The following is a 25,196-nucleotide window of genomic DNA, read 5'->3' as shown; positions in this document are numbered from 1 at the left end:
CCGTGGTCTCTTGTGGTTACCCAGGAACCGTAGGAGAGTGTTGGACGAAACGGAAGAAGGCACTTTTCGGTGACGGGGGAACCAGATGGTGACCAAGCAGGACGCGGACCTCTCCCGCGCGGATTCCCTCGCCCGCGAGATCTTCTCCGACGTCGCCAACAAGTGGGCGTTCCTGATCATCGAGACCCTCGGCGACCACACCCTGCGTTTCAGCGAACTGCGCGACGCCGTCGAGGGCATCAGCCACAAGATGCTCACCCAGAACCTGCGGATGCTGGAGCGCAACGGCCTCGTCGAGCGCGAGGTGCACCCGACCGTGCCGCCGCGGGTCGAGTACACCCTCACCGAACCGGGGCAGGGGCTGCGCGCGACCGTCGACGCCATGTGCGGGTGGACGCAGCGGTTCCTCGGCGACATCGAGGCGGCGCGGCACCGGTTCGAAGCCTGACGCGGCAAGAAGAAACCGATCGCGTGGCCGCCTCGGCGGTCACTGTCCGGTGTTGACTCCCGGCCGGTCGCGACGCACCATAGACCGGTCTATGGTCAGCGCCGGCCGAAGGAGCACCGCCATGCCCGAAGACGTTCGCCCCCGGGTCCGGTTGTTCGGCGAGCTCCTGGCGCACTGGGCGCGCGAACGCTCCGGAGACACGGCACTGATCTTCGGCGACCGGCAGTGGACCTGGGCGGAGTTCGACGAGCGCGTCCGGCGGCTTTCGGGCGCGCTGACCGCCGCCGGGGTCGGCAAGGGCGACCGCGTCGCCTTCGTCGACAAGAACCACCCCGCCTGCCTGGAAACGACTTTCGCGGCCGCCGGGGTCGGTGCCGCCGACGCCGTGGTCAACTGGCGGCTCTCCGGCGACGAACTCGCCTACGTCCTCAAGGACGCCGGCGCGAAGGTCGTCTTCGTCGGCGCCGAACTGGTACCCGCGCTCGACGCCATCCGCGACCGGCTGCCCGCCTTGGAACGCGTGATCGTCGTCGGCGGGGAGCACGACGAGTACGAAGCCTTCCTGACCAGCGCGGCGCCGCACACCGCGTCCGACCTGGACGAAGACGACGGCGTCCTGATCATGTACACCAGCGGCACCACCGGGTTCCCCAAGGGCGCGGTGCTGACCCACCGCAGCGTCATCGCGCACGGCCTCGCCGCCGGCACGGCGTTCCCGATCGGGCCCGGCGACGTCAACCTCGTCGCGATGCCGCTGTTCCACGTCGGCGGCAGCTGCTACGCCGTTTCCGGGTTCCTCTACGGCGAACCGTCCTACCTGACGCGCGAGCCCGACGCGGCGTCATTGTTCGCCGCGCTCCAGGCCGGGATCACGCACGCTTTCCTCGTGCCCGCGGTGGTCGCCGGGATCGCGCAAGCCGGCGAGGCCGCGCTCAACGCGTTCTCACGGCTGAAGTACCTCTGCTACGGCGCCTCACCGATGCCGCTCCCGTTGCTGCGTACCGTGCTCGCGGCCTGGCCGGACGTCCGGTTCGCGCAGGTCTACGGCATGACCGAGCTGTCCGGCGCGGTCACCGCACTGGACCCGGAAGCCCACCGGGACACCACGCGCCCCGAACGGCTGGCGTCGGCGGGCACCGCACTGTCCGGTGTGGACATCCGGATCGTCGACCCCGTCACTCAGGAAGACGGCGAAATCGGTGAAGTCTGGATCCGCACCGAGCAGCGGATGGCCGGCTACCTCGGCAAGCCGGAGGCCACGGCGGAGACCATTGTGGACGGCTGGGTGCGCACCGGCGACGTCGGGCGCCTCGACGACGGAGGCTTCTTGTTCCTCGAAGACCGTGTCAAGGACATGATCATCACCGGCGGCGAGAACGTCTACTCGCCCGAGGTCGAGCGCGTCGTCGCGGAGTTCCCCGGCGTCACCGAGGTGGCCGTGATCGGCGTGCCGGACGACCGGTGGGGCGAGCAGGTCAAGGCCGTCGTCGCCGGCGACCAGCTCGACGCCGACAAGCTGATGGAGTTCTGCCGCCAGCGGCTGGCCCACTACAAGTGCCCGCGCAGCGTCGACGTCGTGGAAGCGTTGCCGCGCAACGCGACCGGCAAGATCCTCAAGCGTTCACTGCGCGAGCCGTACTGGCGGGACCGGGACCGGAACGTCTGATGCCGGCGGTGACGCGGCAGGCGTACTTCGAGGCCGCGCTGGAGTTGCTGGCGGAGCACGGGTTCACCGAGCTGAACGTTGGCCGGCTGTGCCGCGCCCTCGGCGTCACGAGCGGGTCGTTCTACCACCACTTCGGCGGCTGGCCGGGGTTCGTGGAGCGGCTCCTCGAGCACTGGGAGAACCGTCAGGTGCTCATCCTGCGGGAGCGGAACTTCGGCACGGGCGGCCCATCGGCGGACTTTGCCGCGCTGATGGACCTGACGCTCGGGCTGCCGCACGAGGCCGAGGCCGCCATCCGCGCGTGGGCGGCTAACGACGAAACCGTGCGGGCGGCACAGAAACGCGTCGACTCCGCACGGCTGCGGACGGTCGGGACGGCAGTCAAGGGCATCGTCGGCGACGGCGACCTCGCGCGGACGCTGACGTCGCTGGGCATGGCGATGCTGGTGGGCCACCAGCAGCTCGCGTCGGCGGGGGAGCACAGCGAACTGGCGACGCTGCTGGCGGAGTACACGCGGCTGGTGCACGCCCGCGCGTGCTAGGCGTTGCCGAGAATCCGCGTCACCGTGATCTCCAGGACCACGCGCTGCGGGTTCGGCTTGGGCTGCCGGTAGCGGGCGGCGTAGCGGTTTTCCGCGTCCCGGACGGACTCCGGGTCGTCGCGCAGCACCGCGCGTCCCTCCAAAGTGGACCACTTCGGGCCTTCGAGCTGGCAGACCGCGACGGGCACGCCCTCGGCGCCGGCGGAGCGGATCATCCGGGCCTTGACGGACGTGCCGAAGGTGATCACGCGCGCGAGTCCGGTCTCGAAGTCCACGGTCACGCCGACCGCGACGACGTGGGGGGTGCCGTCCGGCCGGACCGTGGTGAGGGTGGCCAGCCGGCGCTCGGTCCAGAACGCGCGGAAGCCGGGGCCGCGGTCGTCGATCTTCATGGGGTCCACGCTAGTCCGTCCGGGTGCCTCGGCGGGGTGCGGGACCACTCACGGTCATAGTAAAGAAAGTTTCCTAACAGTCTTGACCTCGTCTTGAACCTTCTGTCACGCTCACATCGCCGTCGCCGCAGCCAACGATGTCTTTACGGAGGAGCGATGAAGAAGATCGTCCGGGCGGTGGTGGCTTCGGTCGCGCTGGCCGCCGGGCTGCTGAGCGTGCCCACGACCGCCTCCGCGGCCGGCACGCCGTACGTGCCGGGGACCCTGCGGCCGTCCGTCTCGCAGGCCACGCAGGACGCCGCGCTCCAGAAGTACTACGACTTCTGGAAGAAGAACTTCCTGACGACCAAGTGCGGCAGCGGCACCTACGCCGTGCTGTCCAAGGACGCCGACCACTCCTTCGTCGCCGAGGGCGAGGGGTACGGCATGACGATCTCGGCGATGATGGCCGAGAAGGACCCGCAGGCCCGCGCGATCGTCGACGGGATCCTGAAGTTCGTGAAGGCGCACCCGTCGGTCAACAACAAGGACCTGCACGCGGCCGAGCAGGATTCGAACTGCAAGAGCGTCAACGGCAGCGACTCCGCCACCGACGGCGACCTCGAAATCGCCTACGGACTGCTCATCGCGGACAAGAAGTGGGGCAGCACCGGCTCGGTCAACTACCAGGCCGAGGCCGTCCGGATCATCAACGCGATCAAGAAGAGCGAGGTCAACGGCACCACGAAGTTCACGCTGCTCGGCGACTGGGGCAACGACGCGCAGTACAAGAACAGCTCGCGTTCGTCGGACTGGATGCCGGGCCACCTGCGCGCGTTCGCCGCGGCGACCGGCGACAGCTTCTGGGACCAGGTGCGGACCCGCTCGGAGACGGCGGTGAGCCAGCTGCAGTCGTCTTACGCGCCGAACACGGCCCTGCTGCCGGACTTCGTGGTGAACACGAACTCGACGCCCAAGCCGGCGCCGTCGAACTTCCTCGAGGGGCCGAACGACGGCAAGTACAGCTGGAACGCGTGCCGCGACCCGTGGCGCCTGGGCGTGGACGCGATCTCCGTTTCCGGCAGCGCGGCGACGGCGCAGGTCCGCAAGATGAACACGTGGATCAAGTCGGCGACGGGCGGCGACCCGGCCAAGATCCAGAGCGGCTATTCGCTGTCGGGGTCGAAGACGGAGAGCGGCCAGCACCCGTGCTTCACGGCGCCGTTCGCGGTGGCGGCGATGACGGACGCGGGCAGCCAGGCGTGGCTGGACAAGCTGTGGACGGCGATCTCGACCTGGTCCCCGGACGCGACGGACTACTACGGGACGGGCATCACGATCCAGGTGTTGCTGATCCTGAGCGGCAACTACGTGGCCGCGTAGTTCGCGAACCGGCCGCCTCGCACGGTATTTCGGGTGCGTGGCGGCCGGTCCGTGCGTGAGACTGGCAGCATGACCGGTCACCCGCGCAGCGTCGAGGAGCTGACCCGCGCGCTCGACGCGGGAAAGCGGTTCCGGCGCATGGGCCGCTGATCTGCGGCACGGAGGCTGAGCGCGGCACGATCCGATCGGCAGCAGCCCCCGTTTCCACGCTAGCGGAGACCACCGACAGTTCTCGAAGTTGCCGGGCGAGGTGACCTGACTTGTCCACAACGCCGAGGCTGATGTCGGGGTTGCCGAGGTGCGGTCGAGTGCGGGTTCGGCCAAAGGGAGTGGATTTCCCCTGTGCGGGGCTCGCCGAGAGGTCGGGGCGCACCGCCGGCCCCGAAGCTTGCGCGCTCGGGCGACGCCGCAAAACTGTCGGTGTCCCGCGCTAGCGTGGAAATGGGGGCTGCTCGCCCGGATCCCCGGCCAGTCGACCGGGCGCGGCGAACGATCCGCGGGCCGACAAGCCCCGCGCGTGGCGGGGCCTCAACCTCCTCGGCTTCGCGCTCGCCGACGTCCGGGCTCAGCTCGGTTCGCGTACCGGCAGCCCGGCGGCCCGGTAGATCTCGTCGATCACCGTCATCGTCTCCACCGCGTCCGCCGCCGACGTCTTCACCGGTGCTCCTTCCAACACCGCCGCCGCGAACGCGTCCAGCTGGTACTCATACGTTGCCCGGCGGGGGAACTTCTCCGTGCGCCGCGCGCCTTCGGTCCGGACCGTGAACCGGTGGTACGCCTGCGGCATCAACGGGTTGACCACCCGGATCGACCCGCGTGAACCGGTCACCGCGGCGCTGATCCGGAGCACCGACGACGACCACATCGAGCACGTCACCCGGCCCGTGTGACCCGACGGGTACGCCAGCTCCGCCGTCATCGCGCGGTCGACCCGGGGCGACCGCAGCTTCGCGGACGCCGAGACCACCGAAGGCGTCTCGCCGCCGAACAGCCGGGCCATGTGGACCGCGTAGCACCCGGCGTCCATCGTCGCGCCGCCCGCCAGGGCGTAGTCGTACCTGATGTCGGAGAACTTCGGCAGCGGGAAGCACACTGCCGTCTCCACCCGCTCCAGCTTTCCCAGCTCGCCCGACGCCACGATCTCCTCGACCCGCAGCGCCAGCGGGTGGTAGCGGTAGTGGAACGCCTCCATCACGACGCGGTCCGACGCGGAAGCCAGCGCCGCGATCTCGCGGGCTTCCGAGGCGTTCGCCGTGAACGGCTTCTCGCACAGCACGTGCTTGCCCGCCTCCAGCGCCGCCCGCGTCCACTTGCCGTGGAGGCCGTTCGGCAGCGGGTTGTACACCGCGTCGATCTCCGGATCCGCCAGCAACTCTTCGTAAGACCCGTAAGCAGCGGCGATGCCGTGCTTGGTCGCAAACGCTTGCGCTCGCTCGAGGGAGCGCGCCGCGACCGCCGTCACCGCGACGGAAGAGTGCGAAGATGCGGGCTTGACCAGGGCAGCGGGGGCGATGCGAGCCGCCCCCAGGACGCCGATCCGCAGGCTCATGCCGCGAAGCTAGCACCGAATTGGATTTCAACAGCCAGTTGACCTCTTCAACAACGAGTTGTAGCGTTCCGGCCAGCCGAACAGTGGAGGTCCGTTATGTCCCGTTGTCGTGCTGCACAGGCAGTGCTGCTCGCGAGCCTGGCCGTCCTCGTGACGGCCTGCGGTGGTGGTCCGGACGGCGCGGGCGGGACGTCGCAGGCCGCCGGCGCGCCCGCCTCCGGCATCCCGGACACCGCCGCCATCGTCCAGGGCGTGCAGAAGGACGCCCAGCTCAACGCGGCTCTGCCGGACAACGTCAAGCAGGCGGGGCTGCACCTGGCGTCGAACCTGCAGTCCGCGCCCAACAACTTCTACGCCGCCGACGGCAAGACCCCGATCGGCTACGAGGTCGACCTCGCCAAGGCCATCGCCGCCAAGCTCGGCGTCCCCGTGACCCACCAGGACATGGCGTTCGGCTCGCTCATCACCAGCCTCCAGTCCGGCCGCATCGACCTGACCATGGCCGGCATGAACGACACCAAGGCCCGCCAGGCGCAGATCGACTTCGTCGACTACTTCACCTCGGGCATCACGATCATGATCCGCAAGGGCAACCCGGACGGCATCACCGGCCCCGACACCCTCTGCGGCAAGAACGTCGCCGTCGTGCAGGGCACCAGCCACCAGAAGTTCGCCGAAGCGCAGAGCACCAAGTGCACGCAGGCCGGCAAGCCCGCGCTCACCGTCACCGCGACCGACAGCGACAACCAGAACCAGAACCAGCTGCGCACCGGCCGGGTCGCCGCGATCCTCAATGACCTGCCCAGCGCCGTCTACATCTCGCGGACGGCAGGCGACGGCAAGTTCTTCGAGGTCGTCCCGGGCGAGCCGATCGAGGGCGGGCCGTACGGCATCGGCGTCAACAAGCAGAACACGCCGCTGCGCGACGCCGTCCAGAAGGCGCTGCAGGCCCTGATCGCCGACGGCACCTACGGCAAGATCCTGCAGGCCTGGGGCGTCGAGCAGGGCGCGATCAAGGAGGCCGCGGTCAATGGCGGGTCCTGAACCGCTCCCGATCGTCCGGCTCCGCCACTGGGGCCGGTGGGTCGCCGCGGTGATCATCCTGGCCCTGCTCGTGCTGCTGGGCATCGCCCTCGGCAACGCGCAGATCGCGTGGAACCAGGTCCCGGACTTCGTCTTCTACAAGGTGATGGCGACCGGCCTGCTCAACACCGTCGTGCTGGCGGTGCTGTCCCAGGCCGTCGCGATCGTGCTCGGCATCGTCATCGCCCTGCTGCGCCGCAGCGCCAACCCGGTCGCGCGGTGGTTCGCCGCCGGCTACATCTGGATCTTCCGCGGGCTTCCGGTGCTGCTGCAGATCCTCCTCTGGTACAACCTGGCGCTCGTCTTCCCGGTGATCGACATCCCGTTCCTGGTCCACGAGCAGACGAACGTGCTGATCAGCGCGTTCACCGCCGCGTTCCTCGGCCTGGCGCTCAACGAAAGCGCGTACATGGCCGAAATCGTCCGGGCCGGGCTGAACAGTGTGGACAGCGGCCAGACCGAGGCGGCGAAGTCGATCGGCATGACGCCGGCCGCGACGCTGCGCCGGGTCGTCCTGCCGCAGGCCATGCGCGTGATCATCCCGCCGACCGGCAACGACTTCATCAACATGCTCAAGGGGACGTCGATGGCGTCGGTGATCGGCGTGACCGAGCTGATCCACGCGGCCAACAACATCTCGTCCAACAACCTGCTGGTGATGGAGACGCTGCTGGCCGCGGCCGTCTGGTACATGGTCGTGGTGACCGTCGCCGGCGTCGGCCAGCACTACCTGGAACGCTCGTTCGGGCAGGCCGACCGCGGCCCGCTTGCCCGCGCGGGCAAGGCGTTGCGCGGGGTGCCGCTGGTGAGGAGTGCCCGTGTCTGAGCCCCTGTTGCGCGCGGTCGGTGTCAAGAAGTCCTACGGCCACACCGAAGTCCTCGGCGGCATCGACCTGGACGTCCACAAGGGACAGGTCGTCTGCCTGCTCGGCCCGTCCGGCGCCGGGAAGAGCACGTTCCTGCGCTGCATCAACCACCTGGAGACGATCGACGCCGGCCAGATCTGGGTCGACGGCGAGCCGATCGGCTTCCGGCAGCGCGGCGGGAAGCTGTACGAGCTGCGCGAACGCGAGGTGGCGCGGCAGCGCCGGGACATCGGCATGGTGTTCCAGCGGTTCAACCTGTTCGCGCACCGCACCGCGCTGGAGAACGTCGTCGAGGGGCCGATCCGGGTGCTCGGGGTCAAACCGGACGAAGCCCGCAAGCAGGGGCTCGCGCTGCTCGACCGCGTCGGGCTCGCGCACCGCGCCGACGCCTACCCGGCACAGCTGTCCGGTGGGCAACAGCAGCGCGTGGCGATCGCGCGGTCGCTGGCGATGAAACCCAAGCTGATGCTGTTCGACGAGCCGACGTCGGCGCTCGACCCGGAGCTGGTCGGGGAGGTGCTGGAAGTGATGAGTACGTTGGCGGGGGAGGGGATGACGATGGTCGTCGTGACGCACGAGATGAGCTTCGCCGCGGAGGCCGCCGACGAGGTGGTGTTCCTGGCCGACGGCGCGGTTGTCGAGACGGGACCGCCGTCGGAGGTGCTGAGCACGCCGAAGCACGAGCGCACCCGGCAGTTCCTGGCGAGGATCCTCGCGTGACGCGGATTTCGCCCCGGTACCTGCTCCAGTTCGACGAGCCCGCCGGCTACCTCGACTTCGCCCGGTTCGGCCCACCGTCGCACGCGGTGCTCGACACCACGGCCGCCCTGCTCGACCAGGCCACCACCGCCGGGCCGTCCACTGTGGACGAACTGATGCGGCAGGAGATCCGGGCCAAGGCCGCCGCCGCGCGGCTGTCCGGTTCGGACACCGACCACACCGTGCTGCTGCCCAACACCAGCCTCGGGCTGTTCCAAGCCGCGTTCCACAGCTCCGGCGAGGTGCTGGTGTCGGCCGCGGAGTTCCCCGCCAACACCTACCCGTGGGCGCGCGCCGAACAGGCCGGACGCCTGCGCGTCCGCCGGCTGACCAGCGGTTACGTGACGCCCGAGCGCGTCGCCGAAGCGCTGACGCCGGAGATCACGACGGTCAGCGTCAGCGCGGTCGACTTCCGCACCGGCTTCCGCGCCGACCTCGCGGCCCTGCGCGAAGTCGTGGGCGACCGGCTGCTGGTCGTCGACGGCATCCAGGGCTTCGGCGTGGTCGAGGAGCCGTGGGAGGTCGCCGACGTCCTGGTCGTCGGCGGGCAGAAGTGGCTGCGCGCGGGCTGGGGAACCGGCTTCGCGGTGCTGTCCGACCGCGCCTTGGAGCGGATGGACCCGGTGCTGTCGGGCTGGACCGGCGCGCGCGACCCCGGACTGTTCGACGACGAGATCCACCCGCCGGACGCGACCGCGCAGGCCTGGTCGATCTCCAACCTGAGCCCGATCACGTCCGGCGCGTTCGCCGAGGCCCTCGAACTGGTCGAGGACGCCGGGGTCGGTGCCATCGCGGCGCGGATCGCCGAGCGGCTGGGCGCGTTCGAAGAGGTGCTCGCGTCCTGCGGCGCCGAGGTCGTCTCGGCTCGTGAACGGCGGGCGGGAATCCTGGCGTTCACGCTGCCCGGCCACCCGGCCGAGCAGGTCGGGGCGGCGCTGGCGAACGCGGGGATCGCGGCGACCGTGCGGCCCGAGCACGTCCGGCTGTCGCCGCACGCCTCTACCCCGGCGGCCGCCGCGGACCTGCTGCGGTCCGCGTTGGAAACCCTGACCGAGCCGCGCGAGCCGCTGGTCGTCCCGGCCGCGGGCGCGACGACGCACGAGGTGCTGACGGCGCTGGTGCCGGCGATCCCGGGTCTCGCGGCGATGCTCGGGCCGGGCAACGAGGTGCTGCTGCACGACCTGAGCCGGCTGCCGGACTCGATCGTCGCGATCGCGGGCGACCTGACCGGCCGCAGCGTCGGCGGCCCGATGACCGACCTGCTGCTGGGCCTGGTCCGCCGCGGCACGACCCAGGACCTGACGAACTACCGCACGCACGGCCCGGACGGCCGCGCGATCCGGTCGTCGACGCTGTTCCTGCGCGACGCCGACGGGGTCGCGGTCGGCTGCCTGTGCGTGAACAGCGTCGACGCGTCGGCTTCGGCAAGCGGCAACGGCGAGCCGGAGACTTTCCCACCGGACGTCGACAGCCTGCAACGGTTCCTCGTCGACCGCGCGGTGACGAAGGCGGGGATCCCGGTGGACCTGATGAAGAAGCGGCACAAGGCGGCCGTGGTCCGGGAGCTCGACGAAGCCGGTTATTTCCTGATCAAGGACGCGGTCGACCACCTGGCCGGCCGCCTCGACGTCACGCGGTACACGATCTACAACTACCTCAACGAAATCCGTGCCTGATCGGGCCTTGCCCACGATCGCCGGAGGAGCGCACCATGGCGCGCATGACCGAACCGGACACTCGGTGCGCGGTGCTCAGCATCGAGGCGCCGGACGCCGACGAGGAGGAGCTGGACCGCCTCGCCCGCCGGTTGCGCGCGGAGCTGGGCGAGCTGGACGTCGACTTGCGCGCGCTGCCGGCGGAGGCCCCGGCGGGCGCGAAGGCGGCGGACCCGGTGACGGTGGGTTCGCTGCTGGTGGCGTTCAGCGCGGCGGGTGGCGTGTTCCCGGGCTTGGTGGAGACGCTGAAGGAGTGGCTGGGCCGCCAGGCGGGCAAGCACAAGATCAAGGTCACGATCGACGGCGACACGGTGGAACTGGAACGCGCGACGACAGCGGAGCGGCAGCAGCTGATCGAGGCGTTCGTCCAGCGGCACGCTCAGGGAGCCGGGTAGACACCGATCGGGCACCGCCAGCCGGTCTTGGCGTCGGTCCAGCAGGCCGCACCGTGAAAGCGCCTTCCTCGACCTGCTCGGACGTCCGGTGCATCCGGTTTCCGCCTTTCGTAGGGCATTCGCGGCCGCCAGCCCGTTTGCCCTGCCCCCACGACCGGGACCGGGTCTAGGGTTCACCAGCCCGAAGTCGCAGGGGAAAGGGATGAAACAGTGAGACGTACCGTTCTCGCCGCGGTCGCCGCCGCCGCGGTGGCGTCCGCGCTCGTGGCCGCGCCGGCCGCGACCGCCGCACCGGCGCCCGCGCCGGCCGCCGGGACGATCGCCTGGGGGCCGTGCACCAATCCCACGCTCGTCGCCGCCGGTGCCGAATGCGGGTTCCTGAGCGTGCCGCTCGACTACTCGAAGCCGCGTGGCGGGCAGATCCAGCTCGCCGTCGACCGCGTCAAGCACAAGGTCCCCGACGCGCAGTACCAGGGCGTCATGCTGACGAACCCCGGTGGCCCCGGCGGTTCCGGCCTGCTGCTGGCCACCCGCGGACCGCGCGTGCCCAACCACGCCGGGGACGCCTACGACTGGATCGGCTTCGACCCGCGCGGCGTCGGCTCGAGCAAGCCCGCGCTGAGCTGCGACCCGAACTACATGGACTACAACCGGCCGGTGTACGCGCCGTTCACCCCGCAGCTGGAGAAGACCTGGCTCGCCCGCTCGAAGGGCTACGCCGAGGCCTGCGCGAAGAACAACCCGAAGGCCCTGCTGGAGAACATGAAGACGACCGACACGGTCAAGGACATGGACTCCATCCGCCAGGCGCTCGGGCAGAAGCAGCTGAACTTCTACGGCTACTCCTACGGCACCTACCTCGGCCAGGTCTACGGCACGCTCTACCCGAAGAACGTGCGCCGGATGGTCCTCGACTCGACCGTCGACCCGCGCGGTGTCTGGTACGGCGACAACCTCAACCAGGACGTCGCCTTCGACAAGAACATCCTCATCTGGTTCGGCTGGCTCGCCCAGCACGACGACGTCTACCACCTCGGCAAGACCCAGGCCGCGGTGCAGCGCGTCGTGAACGAGCAGCTGCTGAAGACGTCCTTCAACCCCGCGGGCGGCGTGATCGGCCCGGACGAGATCCTCGACGTCATCCAGCAGGCGAGCTACTACCAGCTGCGGTGGACGCTGCTGGGTGACGCGCTGTCCCGGTTCGTCAACAAGGGCGACTGGCAGAACTGGAAGACGCTGTTCGAGGCCTTCGGCGGCCGCGGCGACGACAACGGGTACGCCGTCTACCTCGCCGTCCAGTGCACCGACGTCCAGTGGCCGCAGAGCTGGAACCAGTGGAAGCGCGACAACTGGCGGACCTTCGCCAAGGCGCCGTACTTCACCTGGCAGAACGCCTGGTTCAACGCGCCGTGCCTCTACTGGCCCGCCAAGGCCGGCAAGCCGACCGACGTCGACGGCAAGGGTGTGCAGAGCGTCCTGATGATCGACGAGACGCTCGACGCGGCGACGCCGTACCCGGGCAGCCTCGAGATCCGCAGCCGCTTCCCGGGCGCTTCGCTGATCGCGGAGCCGGGCGGCACCAGCCACGCGATCACTCCGCGCGGCAACGCGTGCGTCGACAACAAGATCGCCGACTACCTGGCGACGGGCGCGCTGCCTGCCCGCAAGCCGGGCCGCACGGCCGACGTCGAGTGCGCCCCGCTGCCGCAGCCGACGCCCCCGGCGCCGACCGCGGCCAAGTCCGACATCGCGGCCACGCAGGGTCTCGTGTCCGGGCGGTTCACCGGCTGACCTGCGAAAACCACTCCTGGACGGGGTGTCGGGCCCAGTGCCCGGCACCCCGTCTTTTTCGCTTTCCCACGCCGGGGGCTTTGAACCTGCGCGGACTTTGTGTTACAAAGTGCGAGTCGAGTTTGCGGTTCAAAGTTGGAGAAGGGAGGGACGCCATGACTGGGGGACCGGCGTTCGCACTGCGGGGCCTGACCAAACGGTTCGGTGGGGTCACCGCCGTCGACGGGGTGTCCGTCGAAGTCGCCCGCGGGGAGGTCGTCGCGCTGCTCGGGCCGAACGGCGCGGGCAAGTCGACCACCGTCGACATGCTGCTCGGGCTGACCAAGCCGGACGCGGGAGCCGTCACCGTCGAGGGCGGCAGCCCGCGCGAGGCCGTCGACCGGGGGCTCGTCGGCGCCATGATGCAGAACGGCGCGCTGCTGGGCGACGCCACGGTCGGCGAGATCGTCGACCTGATCGTCTCGACGCATGCGAACCCGCTGCCGGCAAGCGAGGTGATCGCCCGCGCGGGCCTGGAGCACCTCGTGAAACGCCGCTGCGGCAAGCTGTCCGGCGGCGAACGCCAGCGCGTCCGGTTCGCCCTCGCGCTGGCCGGCGACCCGAAGCTGCTCGTGCTCGACGAGCCCACCGCGGCGATGGACGTCGACGGCCGGCGCGCGTTCTGGGCGGCCATCCGCGAGTTCGCCGCCGGCGGCCGGACGGTGCTGTTCGCGACGCACTACCTCGCCGAGGCCGAGGACTACGCCGACCGCGTCGTGCTGATGCGCCACGGCGTGGTCGTCGCCGACGGGCCGGTCGCCGAGGTCCGGGCCGCGGTGTCCGGGCGGGTGCTCAAGGCCGCCGTCCCGGGCGCCACCGAAGCCGACCTGGCGCGGCTCGCCGGCGTCACGAGCGTCCAGCTGCGCGCCGGCCGCGCCGAGCTGGCCTGCGCCGACTCCGACGCCGCCATCCGGGCGCTGCTGGCGGAGTTCCCGCGGGCGTCCGACATCGAAATCACCGCGCTCGGGCTCGAAGAGGCCTTCCTGGCGCTGACCGCCGAGGAGGCCGCCGCGTGAACACCACCTACCTGAGCCTGGAGATCAAGCGGATCGTCCGCAGTCCCCAGTTCACGATCTTCACCATCGGCATGCCGCTCGCGATGTTCCTGCTCTTCGGCTCGATCTTCGGCAAGTTCGTCACGCCGAACGGGCTGGCGTCGAACGTCCAGACCATGATCAACCTCGCCGCGTACGGCGCGAGCGGCGGCGCGCTGTTCACCGGCACCCGGGTGGCGCAGGAACGCACCGACGGCTGGCAGCGCCAGCTGCGCCTGACGCCGATGCGCGGCCCAGGCTACCTGGTCGTCAAGGTCATCTCGGCGATGGCCGTGGCGCTGCCGGTGCTCGTGGTGCTGTTCGTCGCGGGCTTGGCGATGGGCGTCGAGATGACGGCGGCCCAGTGGGGCCTGGTGCTGGTGTCGCTGTGGCTGGGCGTGCTCCCGTTCGCCGTGCTCGGCCTGGCCATCGGCCTGTTCGGCAAGGGCGACACGGTCGGCGCGGTCACCGGCGCGCTGATGATGCCGCTGGGCATGCTCGGCGGCCTGTGGATCCCGCTGTGGGCCCTGCCGGACTGGATGGCCACCCTGGCGCACTTCTTCCCGACGTTCTGGCTCGGGAGGCTCGGGGTCGAACCGCTGGTGCACGCGGGCGGGATGGCCCTCGCGGTGGTGGTGCTGGCGGGCTGGCTGGTCGTGCCGGCACTGGTGGTCGTGCGCCGGTTCCGGCTGGACACGGCCAGGTTGTGAGTGCTTGTTAACCTCCGTGCAGTACTGAGGGGTCTGCGCGGACGAAGGGCGGAGAGGGTGGACGACGAGCCGTTGTCGGCGGAGGAGTCGCTGAACCTGATCGCCCAGCAGAACCGGCGCAACCGCCGGGAACTGGGCGGAGGCCCCGCGCGCATGCTCGCCGCGTGGGCCTTCGCCTGGCTGCTCGGCTGGGGCTTCACCTACTTCGCGACGCAGACCGCGAGCGTGCCCGGCTGGATCGGCGGGGTGCTCGTCGCGGTGCTGTTCGTCCTCGCGATCACCTACACCGCCTACGTGAGCGCGCGGGCCGGCCGGGGGATCCGAGGCCCGTCGAAGACCGTCGGCGCGATGTACGGCTACAGCTGGGCGCTCTCCACGATCGGGCTGACCGTCGTCGACATCCGGGTCACGCAGTTCGGCGCGCTGTCCTCCGACCAGGTGTCGCTGTTCTGGTCGGGCACCTGGCTGCTGCTCACCGGCGTCCAGTACCTCGCCGGCGGCATGCTCTGGCAGGACAAGCTGATGTACGGCCTGGGCGCGTGGATGATCGTGTCGGCCGCGCTGAGCGTGCTGGTCGGGTTTCCGGCGAACTTCCTGGTGCTCGCGATCTGCGGCGGCGGCGGGTTCCTGCTCGGCGCGATCGTCTACTTCGTGCGCGAGAAGTCCGGGCGCCGATGAGCGAACTGCCGCAGCTCGACCCGGTCATCCACGCCCAGGCGCGGCTGCGGGTCACGGTCGCGCTCGCCGGGCTGCACACTGGCGACCAGATCACCTTCCCGCGCCTGCAGCAGCTCCTGGACATGACGGCCGGCAACCTTTCGACGCACCTGCGCAAGCTCGAGGACGCCGAGTACGTCGAGATCACCAAGGCCTACGAGCACCGCACGCCGGTCACGCTGGTCAAGCTGACCGCGGCCGGCCGGGCGGCGTTCGAGAGCTACACCAAGGCGCTGCACCAGCTGCTGGACGCCACCGGCGGGGACTGACGTGGCCCGCTGGGTGATCCACCTCGACCTGGACGCCTTCTACGCGTCGGCCGAGCAGCTCACCCGCCCGACGCTGGCCGGGCGCCCGGTGCTCGTCGGCGGCACCGGACCCCGCGGCGTCGTCGCGGGCGCGAGCTACGAGTCACGCGCGTTCGGCATCAAGTCGGCGATGCCGATGGCCCAGGCCCGGCGGCTGCTCCCGGCGAACGGCGTCATCGTGCCGCCGCGGTTCCGCGTCTACGAGCGGCTCAGCCAGGAGGTCTTCGCCGTCGTCACGTCGGTGGCGCCGCTGCTGGAGAAGATCTCCCTCGACGAGGCCTTCGCCGAGCCACCTTCGCTGGCCGGGGCCTCCTTCGACGACGTCACGGCGTTCTGCGGATCACTGCGGGCCCGGATCCGGGCGGAGACGGGGCTGGTGGCGTCGATCGGCGCGGGCAACGGCAAGCAGATCGCCAAGATCGCCTCCGACGAGGCCAAACCGGACGGCCTGCTGGTGGTGCCGCAGGGCACCGAACGCGAGTTCCTCGCGCCGCTGCCGGTGCGCGCGCTGTGGGGGATCGGGCCGGTGGCCGAGGGGAAGCTGCGGTTCATCGGCGTCCAGACGCTCGGGCAGCTGGCGGCACTGTCCGAACAGGACGCCGTCGCGACGCTGGGCGGGGTGGTCGGCCGCGACCTGCGCCGCCTGGCGACGGGCTTCGACGACCGCCCGGTGGCCGACCGCGGCGAGACCAAGCAGGTCAGCGCGGAAACGACGTTCGACACGGACATCATCGACCTGGCGACGCTGCGTGCCGAGGTGCGGCGGATCGCGGTGGGTGCGCACAAGCGGCTGGTCAAAGCCGAGCGGGTGGCCCGCACGGTGGTGATCAAGCTGCGGCACACGGACATGCACACGGTGACCCGGTCGGAGACGATCTCGGCCCCGACCGATGACCTGGCGGAACTGTCGGCGGTGGCGGAACGGCTGCTGCTCGACCCGGCGGAGTTCGGCGGGATCCGCTTGGCCGGCGTCGCGTACAGCGGATTGTCGGTGCCGCACCAGGACGCGCTCTTCACCCTGGCGGCGCCTTCGGTGCCTTCGACGTCGACGGTGGTGTCGTCCGCCCCGGCGCCGGCGGGGGCCCCGCCTTCGGAGTGGCGCCAGGGCGACGACGTGGTCCACGCCGAACACGGAACGGGCTGGGTGCAAGGCGCGGGCCACGGCCGGGTGACGGTCCGCTTCGAGCACCGGACGAGCGGTCCCGGTGTCGCGCGCACCTTCCTCCAGTCGGACCCGGCCCTGACCCGCGGTGACCCCGGGGATTGCCTGAAGTAGGCCCTACTCCGCCGAGCAGCCCTGCAGCTTCGCCACTTCCTGGCCGGCGAGAAGGAACGCGCCGACGCCGAACGCCGACGTGTCGGTCGCGTGAGCCGTCGCCGGGCGGTCGCCCACCGGCTGGACGTAACCCACCAAGCCGTTGGCCTGCAACGCCTTCGTCGACAGCGCCGTCCACGCCTTGTCCACCACCGGGCGGTAGCGCGACGCGTCCAGGACGCCCGCCGTGATGCCCCAGCCGATGCCGAACGTGAAGAACGCCGTGCCGCTCGTCTCCGGGCCGCCGTGGTCCCACGGGTTCAGCAGGTCGGCGTTCCAGAAGCCGTCCCGGCGCTGGACCAGGGCCAGCGTGGCCGCCATCTTCTTGAACACCCGCAGGTACTCCGGCCGCCGCGGGTCGTCCGCCGGGAGCACCTGCAGCACCTTCGTCAGGGCCGCGAACGCCCAGCCGTTGCCGCGCGACCAGAACACGCCCGAGCCCTTGAACCGCTCGTCGCGGTACCACAGGCCGGTGAACTCGTTGAACAGCTTGTGTTCCGCCGTCCGGTACAGCTTGTCCATTGCGTCCAAATAGGACGGATCGTGGTCGATCAGGCTCATCCGCGCGAACGACGGCATCGCCATGTTCAGCGCATCCACGTAGTTCCAGTAGTCGCGGTGCCCCGCCTGCACCGACGCGACCTCGTCCTTGACGCGCGTGCGGATCGAGTCGAGCGAGATCTCCGGGTGGAAGTAGGTGTAGAGGTCCAGGTACGCCTCGCCGGCGGCCTGGTTGTCCGGGAAGAACGGCCGCTTCGGGTCGAGCGGCAGCTGGTAGCCGTTGGCCTGCGCCCACGGCAGCGTCTTGTGGTTCGACTGGCCGGTGGTCCGGACCAGCGCCAGGTTGCCGACGTGGAACGTCGCGTTCTGCCAGTCCGGCGCCGCTAGGTTCGTCCCGTTGGTCACCCAGTAGTTGCCGGCGGCGACCATCTGACCGGTGATCGGGCAGGCCGGGGTGGTCTCCGCGGTGGCCGCCGGAGCGGAGAGCAGGCTGCCTGCCACCGCGGCGGCCGCGAGCACGCCAAAGCCACGAATACCCGGGAAACGCATGGAAGCGTCCTCCTCAGCACGTCATGGCGGCGGTCATCCGCAGCGAGTGAAGCGCTTCCCGCTGGACGTGTCAAGGTGCCGGTGAGCGGTACGGCGCAACGGTTTCCAGCAGCCGGCGGGCCGCGGACTCGGCGCCGTCGGCGTTCTTCGCGAGCACCAGCGTCAGCACCCGGGAATGCGCGACGAGCTCCAGCGGCTCGCCGTGCGCCCGCAGCGCCGCCACGACCGGGACTTGCAGTTGCGCGATCAACGCGTTCCCGGACGCGCGGATCAGCGCCGCGTGGAACCGCGAATCGGCCTCCCGGAACGCGGCCGGGTCGGCCCGCTCGACGGCGTCCGCCATCAGCTCGTAGGCCGCGGCCATCGCCGAAAGCTCGTCGGGGCGCCGGTGCTGCGCGGCCATCCGCGCCGCCTGCGGTTCGATCGCCAGCCGCAGCTCCGCCAGCTCACGCAGGTGCCGGGGCCGGTCGGGCCCGTTGACGCGCCAGGCGATGACGTCCGGGTCGATCGCGTCCCACGCGTCGGGCGGCAGCGTCCACGTGCCGACCCGCGGCCGCGCGGTGACCATGCCCTTGGACTCCAGCACGCGCAGCGCTTCGCGCACCACCGTCCGGGACGCGGCGAAGCGCCGGCCGAGCTCCTCGGGGACGAGCGGCTGCCCGTCCCCGAGGACGCCTTCGACGATGAGCCTGCCCAGTTCGTCCACGATCCGGGCGTGGAGGTTCCGCGGCGCGCCCACCGCTACTCGGGCAGGCCGACGCGACGCTCCCCGCTGCGCAGCTGCTGCAGCACGACCGCGATCACGAGCAGGGCGCCGTGGGCGACGTTCTGCCAGAACGGGTTGATGCCCAGCCCGGACATGCCGTTGTCGAGCACGCCCAGGATGACCACCGCGAGCACCGTCGAAATGATCGATCCTCGGCCGCCCTTGAGCATCGTGCCGCCGAGCGCGGCGCCGGTGACGGCCTGCAGCTCCAGGCCCTCGGACCCGGACACCGGCTGACCCGAGCCGGTGCGCGCGGTGATCAGGATGCCCGCGACCGCGGCGACCACGCCGGCCAGCGCGTACACGCCGATGATGTACCGGTTGATGTTGATGCCGGCCAGCCGCGCGGCGGTGTCGTTGCCGCCGATGGCGTAGACGTTGCGGCCGATGTCGGTGTACTTCAGCAGGAAGTGCAGCAGCGCCGCGACGATCAGGAACACCCACACCAGCGACGGCAGGCCCAGCACGGATCCCTTGGCCAGGAAGATGAACAGGTCGTCGCCGCCGGTGTAGCCCTGCGACTTGCCGTCCGAGATGACCTGCGCGACGCCCTTGTAGGTGGCGAGCATGGCCAGCGTCGCGACCACCGGGTTGACCCGGCCGAAGATGATGATCATGCCGTTGATCAGGCCGCAGACGATGCCGATGCCGATCGCGGCGAGGATGCCGACCTCGGCGTTGCCGGTCGAGGTGAACACCATCGCGGAGATGACCGAGGCGAGCCCGGCCATCGAGCCGACCGAGATGTCGAGCGCGCCCAGGATGATCACCAGCGTCTGGACCAGGGCGAGCAGCCCCATGATGGTGATCGCGCTGCCGATGAGCAGCAGGTTGTTGGTGCGCAGGAAGTTGTCGTTCAGGATGCTCAGCAGGACGATCAACGCGATCAGCGTGATGATCAGGCTGGAGTTCTGCACGCCGATGCCGGTCAGCACCCGGCGCGCGGCCGACGGCTGGGGCGGCGCGGCGGGGGCCGACGTTTCCTTGGTGGGGGTGCTCATGCGCCGATCTCCTGGGCTTCTTCCACGGCTGGTTCGGTTTCGGGGATGGCGAGGGTCAGCACGGCTTCCTCGGTCGCGTCCTCGCGGCCGAGCTCGCCGGCCAGCCGCCCGGCTCGCATGACGAGGATGCGGTCGGCGAGCGTCAGCACCTCGGGCAGGTCGGACGAGATGACCAGCAGCGCGATGCCTTCCGAGGCGAGGCCGTCGATGATCCGGTAGATCTCGGCCTTCGCGCCGACGTCGACCCCGCGGGTCGGTTCGTCGAGGATCAGCAGCTTCGGCCGCCGCGCGAGCCAGCGCGCGAGGACCGCCTTCTGCTGGTTGCCGCCGGACAGCTTGCGGACTTCCTGCTCCATCGACGGCGTCCGCACGCGAAGCTCGTTGATGTACTCCTGGACGAGCGCGCGTTCCTTCGCCCGCTTCACCACGCGGAAGCGGCGAAGGCGGTCGAGGACGGCGATGGAGACGTTGTCGCGTACGGACCGCTGCATGAGCAACGCGTCCGTCTTGCGCTCTTCGGGCGCGAAGCCGATGCCCGCCTTCACGGCGTCACCGGGGTTGTGCGCGCGCAGGCGCTTCCCGTCGAGCGTGACGGTCCCGGACCGGATCGGCAGGTCGCCGACGATCGCGCGGGCCAGCTCGGAGCGTCCCGCGCCGACCAGCCCGGCCACGCAGACGACCTCGCCCGCTCGGACCTGCAGCGAGATGCCGGTGACGTCGTCGGTCGTGACGTCGTCGAGCTTCAGCACGACGTCACCGGTGTCCTGCGTGACGCGGCGCTCGAGAGCCGAGAGGTCGCGGCCGATCATCATCCGGACCAGGCCGGGCTCGTCGGTCTCCGCGACCTGCTGGACGCCGACGAGCTTGCCGTCGCGCAGCACGGCGACGCGGTCCGCGAGCTGGAAGATCTCCTTCATCCGGTGCGAGACGTAGACGACCGCGACGCCGCTGTCGCGCAGCCGCCCGATCAGCCGGAACAGCGCCTCGACCTCGTGCTCCGACAGCGACGACGTCGGCTCGTCGAAGGCGATCACCTTCGGCGGGGTGGCCGCGGTGAGCACGCGCAGGATCTCGACGAGCTGGCGTTGCGCGGGGGAGAGGGCGACGCCGAGCGTGGCCGGGTTGAGGACGCCTTCGAAGCCGTACTCGACGAGCGCGTCGTGCGTGGCCTTCATGAGCGTGCGGCGGTTGAACACCCGCCCCTTCGCGGGGAGCTCGCCGACGAAGACGTTCTCCGCCACCGAAACGTGCGGGATGATCTCGGGTTCCTGGTAGATCACGCGGACCCCGGCGGCCATCGCCGCGCGCGGGGTTTCGAACGCGACTTCGGTGCCGTCCAGGAGGAGCCGGCCGTCGTCGGGGCCCTGGTCGCCGGAGAGGACGCGCAGCAGCGTCGACTTCCCGGCGCCGTTCTCGCCCATCAGCGCGAGCACCTCGCCGGAGCGGAACTCCAGCGAGACGTCGTCGAGGGCGGTGACGCCGGAGAAGCGCTTGCCGATGCCCTCGACGGCGAGCGCGGCAGGAGAGCTGGACATGATCGCCCTTCGAGCGGTGGAGCCCGCGGGCGGTGCGCTCGGCACCGCCCGCGGGAGTTCGGTCAGGTGCAGTTGACGCCGGCCTGCTTGTAGTTGTCCTTGTTGACGATCGTGGTCTTCGCAATCGTCTCCGCGGGCAGCGCCTTGCCGTTCTTCACCTTGTCGACCAGCACCTGGATCGCCGAGCGGCCGACCTCGGCGCCGGAGATGTAGAGCGCGGACTTGTTGCCGGTGTCCTTGCCCGCGGCCCAGTCCTTGCAGTCGAGGTACGCGCCGAGCCCGACACCGATGATGTTGTTCGCCTGCACGCCGGAGTTGGCCAGCGCGGTGACGACGCCGGTCTCGTTCTCGTCGTTGCAGCCCCAGACGACCCAGTGCTTGACGCCGGGGTTCGAGCCGATCACCGCGCCGGACTTGTTCTGCGCGTCGACCGGGGAGTTGTCGGTACCGACCTCGATGACCGGGACGTCGGCGCCCGCGGCCTTGGCGAAGGCCGACTTCGCGGCGGTGACGCGGTCGGTGCAGACGCTCAGGTCCTGCTTGTAGGCGCTGATGATCTTGGTGTCGGCGGCGGTCCAGCCGGCGGCCTTGAACAGCTTCCCGGCCTCGGTGCCGACCGAGTCGCCCATCTGGCTGCCGTTGAAGCCGACGAACGGGGCCTTCGCGCCGGTGCCGTCCTTGATGACGTCGTCGGAGGCGATCAGCGGGATGCCGGCGCTCTTGGCCTTGTCGATGACCTGCGGGCCGATGGCCTGGTCGGGGACGACGATGGCGACGCCGTTCGCGCCCTGCGCGACCGCGGCGTCCAGCTCGGTGATCGCCTTGTTGGCGTCCTGGCCGAGGTTGACGACCTTGAGCTCGACGCCGAGTTCCTTCGCCTTCTCCTGGGCCCCTTGCGCCTGCTCCACGAAGTACTGCTGGTCACCCTGTTTCTGCAGGTAGTAGAGGGTGATCTTGCCGTTGGCGGGCGCCGACTGCTGCGGGGCCGCGGTGTCTTTGCCCGAGGAGCACGAGGTCATCAGGACACCGGAAATCAAACAACAACCAACAGCGCTCCAGGCGCGCAGCCTGTGCGAGTGTGGGGACATCGTTGCTCCCAAGGAGGCCGGGGGTCGAGTGGCGCGCGCGGGCGCCGCGAGTGACTGGTATTACAAAACACCCGTTCGTGGAGCGTCAAGCCGCAGTTAGCGGAGCGATACCTACTCTGTGTAGTTGCATCGTGGCATGAACAAGGGCCATTTATCGTATTTTTTCCGCGCTGTCCTGCGCGTTGTCCGGTTTTGTCCTGTGCGAATGTTCTGATCGGTGTTGTCGACTGTGGTGGAAGTTTTTGGTGACCGGGATGCCGTCTCTGTCGGTTTCGCCTGGCTGGCAGGATGGCCGGACACCGTCCGCGAGGGGGACTGATGACCAAGCTCCGCGTCGCCGCGCTCGCCGGCGTCGCCGTCCTGATGGCCGGGTGCAGCAGCCCGGCGCAGTCCGGTCCGGCGCCGACGCCCTTCCCGGAAACGCCGTCGTCTTCGGCTGCTCCGGACGGCTCCTTCAGCGTCGTCGCGACCGGCGACGTCCTGATCCACCCGGCGCTGACCGAGCAGGCCGAGGCCGACGGCGGCGGCAAGATCGACTACCGGCCGCTGCTGGCGGGGATCAAGCCGCTGATCTCCGGCGCCGACCTCGGGATCTGCCACCTCGAGACGCCGTTGGCGCCGGAAGGCGGCCCGTACAGCGGGTACCCGTCGTTCAGCGCGCCGCCGGAGATCGCCGACGCGCTCAAGGAAACCGGCTACGACACCTGCTCAACGTCGTCCAACCACACGATCGACCAAGGTGCGGAAGGCGTTAAGCGGACCCTGGACAAGCTGGACGAGACCGGCGTCAAGCACACAGGTTCGGCGCGGTCGGCCGCGGAGGCGGCGAAACCGCTGGTGCTGGACGTCCACGGCGTGAAGGTCGCGCAGGTGTCGTACGCGTTCGGGTTCAACGGCATCAAGGTCCCGGCGGGCAAGCCGTGGCTGGCCAACCAGATCGACGTCGACGACATCCTGACGGCGGCCCGCAAGGCGCGCGAGGCGGGGGCGCAGGTGGTGATCGCGAGCCTGCACTGGGGCGTGGAGTACCAGCACGACCCGACGGCGGAGCAGCGGTCGCAGGCCAAGAAGATCCTGGCGTCGGAAGACATCGACCTGATCGTCGGCCACCACGCGCACGTGGTCCAGCCGTTCGAGAAGATCGGCGACAAGTGGGTGGCGTACGGGCTCGGCAACAGCGTGGCCCGCCATTCGGACCCACGCGGCGACACGGAAGAGGGCGCGGCGGCGCGGTTCCGGTTCGTGCGTGAGGGGGATCGGTGGAAGGTCGACAAGGCGGAGTACGTGCCGACGCTGATCAAGCTGGACGCGCCGATCCGTTTGGTGGACTTGTCGACATCGCCACCGTCGGCGCAGGTGACGAAGGCGCTGGGTGACACGGACAGGAACATTTTGAGCTTGAAGGCGGACAAGGACGGCTTGACCCGACCGGGGAAGTGAGGGACCGGCGGGGAAGCAGGCGCTGCCCCGCCGGCCCGGCGCGGTCGGGCGGGTTGCGACAACCCCGCCCGCCGGCCCGCCGATCCGGCGGAGTGGGTGGCGCTGCCCCGCCGACCCGCCCCGGCCGACCCCGCCCACGCACCCTCCCCGGTGCGAGAGTCGGGATCGGCCAAGCCAACGCGGCCGCTCCGCCGGCCCGCCCCGCCCAACCCGCCCGCCCGCCAACCCTCCCTAGTGCGTGCGGGTCGTGATCAGCCGCGCCAACGACGCCAGCTCCGCCGCCGGCCGGGCCACCGGGTTGACCGCCGCCAACTCTCGCAACCCCTTCGCCACCAAAGCCGCTGCCTGAGCCTGGCTCCACTGGCGGCCGCCCGCCTCGTCGACCAGCTCCGCCGCGCGGGACAGCTCCGCGTCGGTGAACGGGTCCGTCCCCACGTACAACTCCGCCAGCCCCGCGCCCGCCGCTGTTCCCGATGACAGCGCCGTCACCACCGGCAGCGACTTCTTGCGGTTCTGCAAATCCGAAAACACCGGCTTGCCCGTCTCCGCGGGGTCGCCCCAGATGCCGAGCAGGTCGTCCACGTGCTGGAACGCCAGTCCGACCGCGCGGCCGAACTCCCCGAACCGCGCCACCGCCTCCGGCCGCCCCGCGAGCAGCGCGCCCAGCTGGCACGCCGCTCCGATCAACGCCGCCGTCTTGCCGTTCGCCATCCGGATGCACTCCGCCGGCGTCACGTCGTCGCGCTGCTCGAAGTCCACGTCGGCCGCCTGGCCTTCCAGCAGGTCCAGCACCCCCTGCGACAACAGCTTCGCGCCCTCCGGCGAAAGCTGCTCGAACGCGACGCTCAGCAACGCGTCGCCGGCGAGCACCGCGGGTCCGGTGCCGAACACCGTCCAGGCCGTCGGCCGGTGGCGGCGGGTCGTGTCGCCGTCCATGACGTCGTCGTGCAGCAACGAAAAGTTGTGCACCAGCTCGACCGCGACGGCGGCGGGCACGGCGGCCGCGGGGTCGCCGCCCGCCGCTTCCGCGCACAGCAACACGAGCGCCGGCCGCAGCGCCTTGCCGCCGTCCGCGGCCGACGGCTCGCCGCGCGCGTCCTCCCACCCGAAGTGGTAGCCCGCGATCCGCCGCATCGCGTCGGGCAGCCGGTCGGCCGCCGTGCGCAACGCGGGATCGACCAGGCTCTTGCTCCACGCGAGGACGTCGGCGAGCGGCCGGGCGGCGGTCCGGGAGTCCATGGTCGTCATGAGCGGCCGACCTCGACGTCGTCCAGGACGCCGAGCGCGTCCGGCACCAGCACGGCGGCCGAGTGGTAGGCACTGACCAAATAGGACGTCACCGCGCGGTCGTTGATGCCCAGGAACCGGACGTTGAGCCCGGGCTGGTACTCGTCCGGCAGGGACTTCGGCCTGAGCCCGATCACGCCGGCGTCGTCCTCGCCCGTCCGCATCGCCAGGATCGACGTGGTGCCGGTGTCGGTGATCGGGATCTTGTCGCACGGCAGGATCGGCACGCCACGCCAGGCCAGGACGCGTTTGCCGTCGAGGAGGGTGGTGTCGGGGTAGACGCGGGTGCGGGTGCATTCGCGGCCGAACGCGGCGATCGCGCGGGGGTGGGCGAGGAA

General features: G+C 70.4%; 24 protein-coding genes and 1 pseudogene. 16 read left to right on the top strand and 9 right to left on the bottom strand.

Annotation, left to right across the window (positions count from 1 at the left end; all coding sequences use genetic code 11):
- The first annotated feature begins 85 nt into the window (after positions 1-85).
- From ACZ7OH_RS48095 to ACZ7OH_RS48085, 3 genes are all read left to right on the top strand, one after another.
- Positions 86-448: a winged helix-turn-helix transcriptional regulator gene (locus tag ACZ7OH_RS48095; protein ID WP_470287075.1), complete on the top strand. Its 363-nt coding sequence runs from the start codon at positions 86-88 to the stop codon at positions 446-448.
- Positions 449-569: 121 nt separating this feature from the next.
- The gene (locus ACZ7OH_RS48090; protein WP_470287074.1) at positions 570-2,114 is read left to right on the top strand and encodes an acyl-CoA synthetase; all 1,545 of its coding nucleotides are present in this window, start codon (positions 570-572) and stop codon (positions 2,112-2,114) included.
- On the top strand, positions 2,114-2,656 hold the full coding sequence (locus ACZ7OH_RS48085; RefSeq protein WP_470287073.1) for a TetR/AcrR family transcriptional regulator: 543 nt from the start codon (positions 2,114-2,116) through the stop codon (positions 2,654-2,656). The genes ACZ7OH_RS48090 and ACZ7OH_RS48085 overlap by 1 nt, the downstream gene beginning before the upstream one ends.
- Here the strand turns inward: ACZ7OH_RS48085 and ACZ7OH_RS48080 are convergent.
- Positions 2,653-3,048 carry a TIGR03618 family F420-dependent PPOX class oxidoreductase gene (locus ACZ7OH_RS48080; RefSeq protein WP_470287072.1) on the bottom strand — a complete coding sequence of 132 codons (396 nt, stop codon included), beginning with the start codon at positions 3,046-3,048 and terminating at the stop codon, positions 2,653-2,655. The two genes, ACZ7OH_RS48085 and ACZ7OH_RS48080, sit on opposite strands and share 4 nt — an antisense overlap.
- 156 nt (positions 3,049-3,204) lie before the next feature.
- Here ACZ7OH_RS48080 and ACZ7OH_RS48075 point away from each other — a divergent pair, with 156 nt between their 5' ends.
- Positions 3,205-4,410: a glycosyl hydrolase family 8 gene (locus ACZ7OH_RS48075; protein WP_470287071.1), complete on the top strand. Its 1,206-nt coding sequence runs from the start codon at positions 3,205-3,207 to the stop codon at positions 4,408-4,410.
- Between the two features lie 565 nt (positions 4,411-4,975).
- Here the strand turns inward: ACZ7OH_RS48075 and ACZ7OH_RS48070 are convergent.
- Positions 4,976-5,959: a Gfo/Idh/MocA family protein gene (locus ACZ7OH_RS48070; protein ID WP_470287070.1), complete on the bottom strand. Its 984-nt coding sequence runs from the start codon at positions 5,957-5,959 to the stop codon at positions 4,976-4,978.
- Positions 5,960-6,055: 96 nt separating this feature from the next.
- On the opposite strand from ACZ7OH_RS48070, the gene ACZ7OH_RS48065 reads away from it, so the two are divergent.
- From ACZ7OH_RS48065 to ACZ7OH_RS48015, 11 genes are all read left to right on the top strand, one after another.
- The gene (locus ACZ7OH_RS48065) at positions 6,056-7,003 is read left to right on the top strand and encodes an ABC transporter substrate-binding protein (protein ID WP_470287069.1); all 948 of its coding nucleotides are present in this window, start codon (positions 6,056-6,058) and stop codon (positions 7,001-7,003) included.
- The gene (locus tag ACZ7OH_RS48060) at positions 6,990-7,868 is read left to right on the top strand and encodes an amino acid ABC transporter permease (RefSeq protein ID WP_470287068.1); all 879 of its coding nucleotides are present in this window, start codon (positions 6,990-6,992) and stop codon (positions 7,866-7,868) included. The genes ACZ7OH_RS48065 and ACZ7OH_RS48060 overlap by 14 nt, the downstream gene beginning before the upstream one ends.
- The gene (locus ACZ7OH_RS48055; RefSeq protein ID WP_470287067.1) at positions 7,861-8,628 is read left to right on the top strand and encodes an amino acid ABC transporter ATP-binding protein; all 768 of its coding nucleotides are present in this window, start codon (positions 7,861-7,863) and stop codon (positions 8,626-8,628) included. The genes ACZ7OH_RS48060 and ACZ7OH_RS48055 overlap by 8 nt, the downstream gene beginning before the upstream one ends.
- Entirely contained in the window at positions 8,625-10,343 is a 1,719-nt protein-coding gene (locus ACZ7OH_RS48050; protein ID WP_470287066.1) for an aminotransferase class V-fold PLP-dependent enzyme, read from the top strand. Before ACZ7OH_RS48055 ends, ACZ7OH_RS48050 begins: the two co-directional genes overlap by 4 nt.
- A 44-nt stretch (positions 10,344-10,387) precedes the next feature.
- Positions 10,388-10,777: an effector-associated constant component EACC1 gene (locus ACZ7OH_RS48045; RefSeq protein ID WP_470287065.1), complete on the top strand. Its 390-nt coding sequence runs from the start codon at positions 10,388-10,390 to the stop codon at positions 10,775-10,777.
- 210 nt (positions 10,778-10,987) lie between these two features.
- Positions 10,988-12,568, top strand: a complete 1,581-nt coding sequence (locus tag ACZ7OH_RS48040; RefSeq protein WP_470287064.1) for an alpha/beta hydrolase — start codon at positions 10,988-10,990, stop codon at positions 12,566-12,568.
- 155 nt (positions 12,569-12,723) lie between these two features.
- Positions 12,724-13,623 (top strand): ABC transporter ATP-binding protein, encoded by a 900-nt coding sequence (locus ACZ7OH_RS48035; RefSeq protein ID WP_470287063.1) that lies wholly within the window; start codon positions 12,724-12,726, stop codon positions 13,621-13,623.
- Positions 13,620-14,351, top strand: coding sequence for an ABC transporter permease (locus ACZ7OH_RS48030; RefSeq protein ID WP_470287062.1), 732 nt, complete (start codon positions 13,620-13,622; stop codon positions 14,349-14,351). The genes ACZ7OH_RS48035 and ACZ7OH_RS48030 overlap by 4 nt, the downstream gene beginning before the upstream one ends.
- Before the next feature lie 57 nt (positions 14,352-14,408).
- On the top strand, positions 14,409-15,029 hold the full coding sequence (locus tag ACZ7OH_RS48025) for a hypothetical protein (RefSeq protein WP_470287061.1): 621 nt from the start codon (positions 14,409-14,411) through the stop codon (positions 15,027-15,029).
- Positions 15,026-15,337: a transcriptional regulator gene (locus ACZ7OH_RS48020; RefSeq protein WP_470287060.1), complete on the top strand. Its 312-nt coding sequence runs from the start codon at positions 15,026-15,028 to the stop codon at positions 15,335-15,337. Before ACZ7OH_RS48025 ends, ACZ7OH_RS48020 begins: the two co-directional genes overlap by 4 nt.
- Position 15,338: 1 nt before the next feature.
- Complete coding sequence (locus tag ACZ7OH_RS48015; protein WP_470287059.1) at positions 15,339-16,652, top strand: DNA polymerase IV; 1,314 nt, start codon at positions 15,339-15,341, stop codon at positions 16,650-16,652.
- Positions 16,653-16,655: 3 nt separating this feature from the next.
- Here ACZ7OH_RS48015 and ACZ7OH_RS48010 read toward each other — a convergent pair whose 3' ends face one another.
- The 5 genes from ACZ7OH_RS48010 to ACZ7OH_RS47990 all read right to left on the bottom strand — a co-directional run bounded on the left by ACZ7OH_RS48010 (position 16,656) and on the right by ACZ7OH_RS47990 (position 22,080).
- Complete coding sequence (locus ACZ7OH_RS48010; RefSeq protein WP_470287058.1) at positions 16,656-17,741, bottom strand: glycoside hydrolase family 88 protein; 1,086 nt, start codon at positions 17,739-17,741, stop codon at positions 16,656-16,658.
- Between the two features lie 70 nt (positions 17,742-17,811).
- On the bottom strand, positions 17,812-18,480 hold the full coding sequence (locus tag ACZ7OH_RS48005) for a FadR/GntR family transcriptional regulator (RefSeq protein ID WP_470287057.1): 669 nt from the start codon (positions 18,478-18,480) through the stop codon (positions 17,812-17,814).
- 2 nt (positions 18,481-18,482) lie between these two features.
- On the bottom strand, positions 18,483-19,508 hold the full coding sequence (locus tag ACZ7OH_RS48000) for an ABC transporter permease (protein WP_470287056.1): 1,026 nt from the start codon (positions 19,506-19,508) through the stop codon (positions 18,483-18,485).
- Complete coding sequence (locus tag ACZ7OH_RS47995; protein WP_470287055.1) at positions 19,505-21,043, bottom strand: sugar ABC transporter ATP-binding protein; 1,539 nt, start codon at positions 21,041-21,043, stop codon at positions 19,505-19,507. Before ACZ7OH_RS47995 ends, ACZ7OH_RS48000 begins: the two co-directional genes overlap by 4 nt.
- A 62-nt stretch (positions 21,044-21,105) precedes the next feature.
- Positions 21,106-22,080, bottom strand: coding sequence for a substrate-binding domain-containing protein (locus ACZ7OH_RS47990; protein ID WP_470287054.1), 975 nt, complete (start codon positions 22,078-22,080; stop codon positions 21,106-21,108).
- Between the two features lie 369 nt (positions 22,081-22,449).
- Here ACZ7OH_RS47990 and ACZ7OH_RS47985 point away from each other — a divergent pair, with 369 nt between their 5' ends.
- Positions 22,450-23,571, top strand: a complete 1,122-nt coding sequence (locus ACZ7OH_RS47985) for a CapA family protein (protein ID WP_470287053.1) — start codon at positions 22,450-22,452, stop codon at positions 23,569-23,571.
- 231 nt (positions 23,572-23,802) lie between these two features.
- Here the strand turns inward: ACZ7OH_RS47985 and ACZ7OH_RS47980 are convergent, their stop codons facing one another.
- Positions 23,803-24,819 carry a family 2 encapsulin nanocompartment cargo protein polyprenyl transferase gene (locus tag ACZ7OH_RS47980; RefSeq protein WP_470287052.1) on the bottom strand — a complete coding sequence of 339 codons (1,017 nt, stop codon included), beginning with the start codon at positions 24,817-24,819 and terminating at the stop codon, positions 23,803-23,805.
- Positions 24,816-25,196, bottom strand: a pseudogene (locus tag ACZ7OH_RS47975) (Crp/Fnr family transcriptional regulator); the annotation flags it as partial. The pseudogene ACZ7OH_RS47975 and the gene ACZ7OH_RS47980, both read right to left, overlap by 4 nt.

It is taken from the genome of Amycolatopsis sp. NPDC114478 (assembly GCF_055633805.1).
This window is presented reverse-complemented; position numbering and strand designations above follow the sequence as displayed.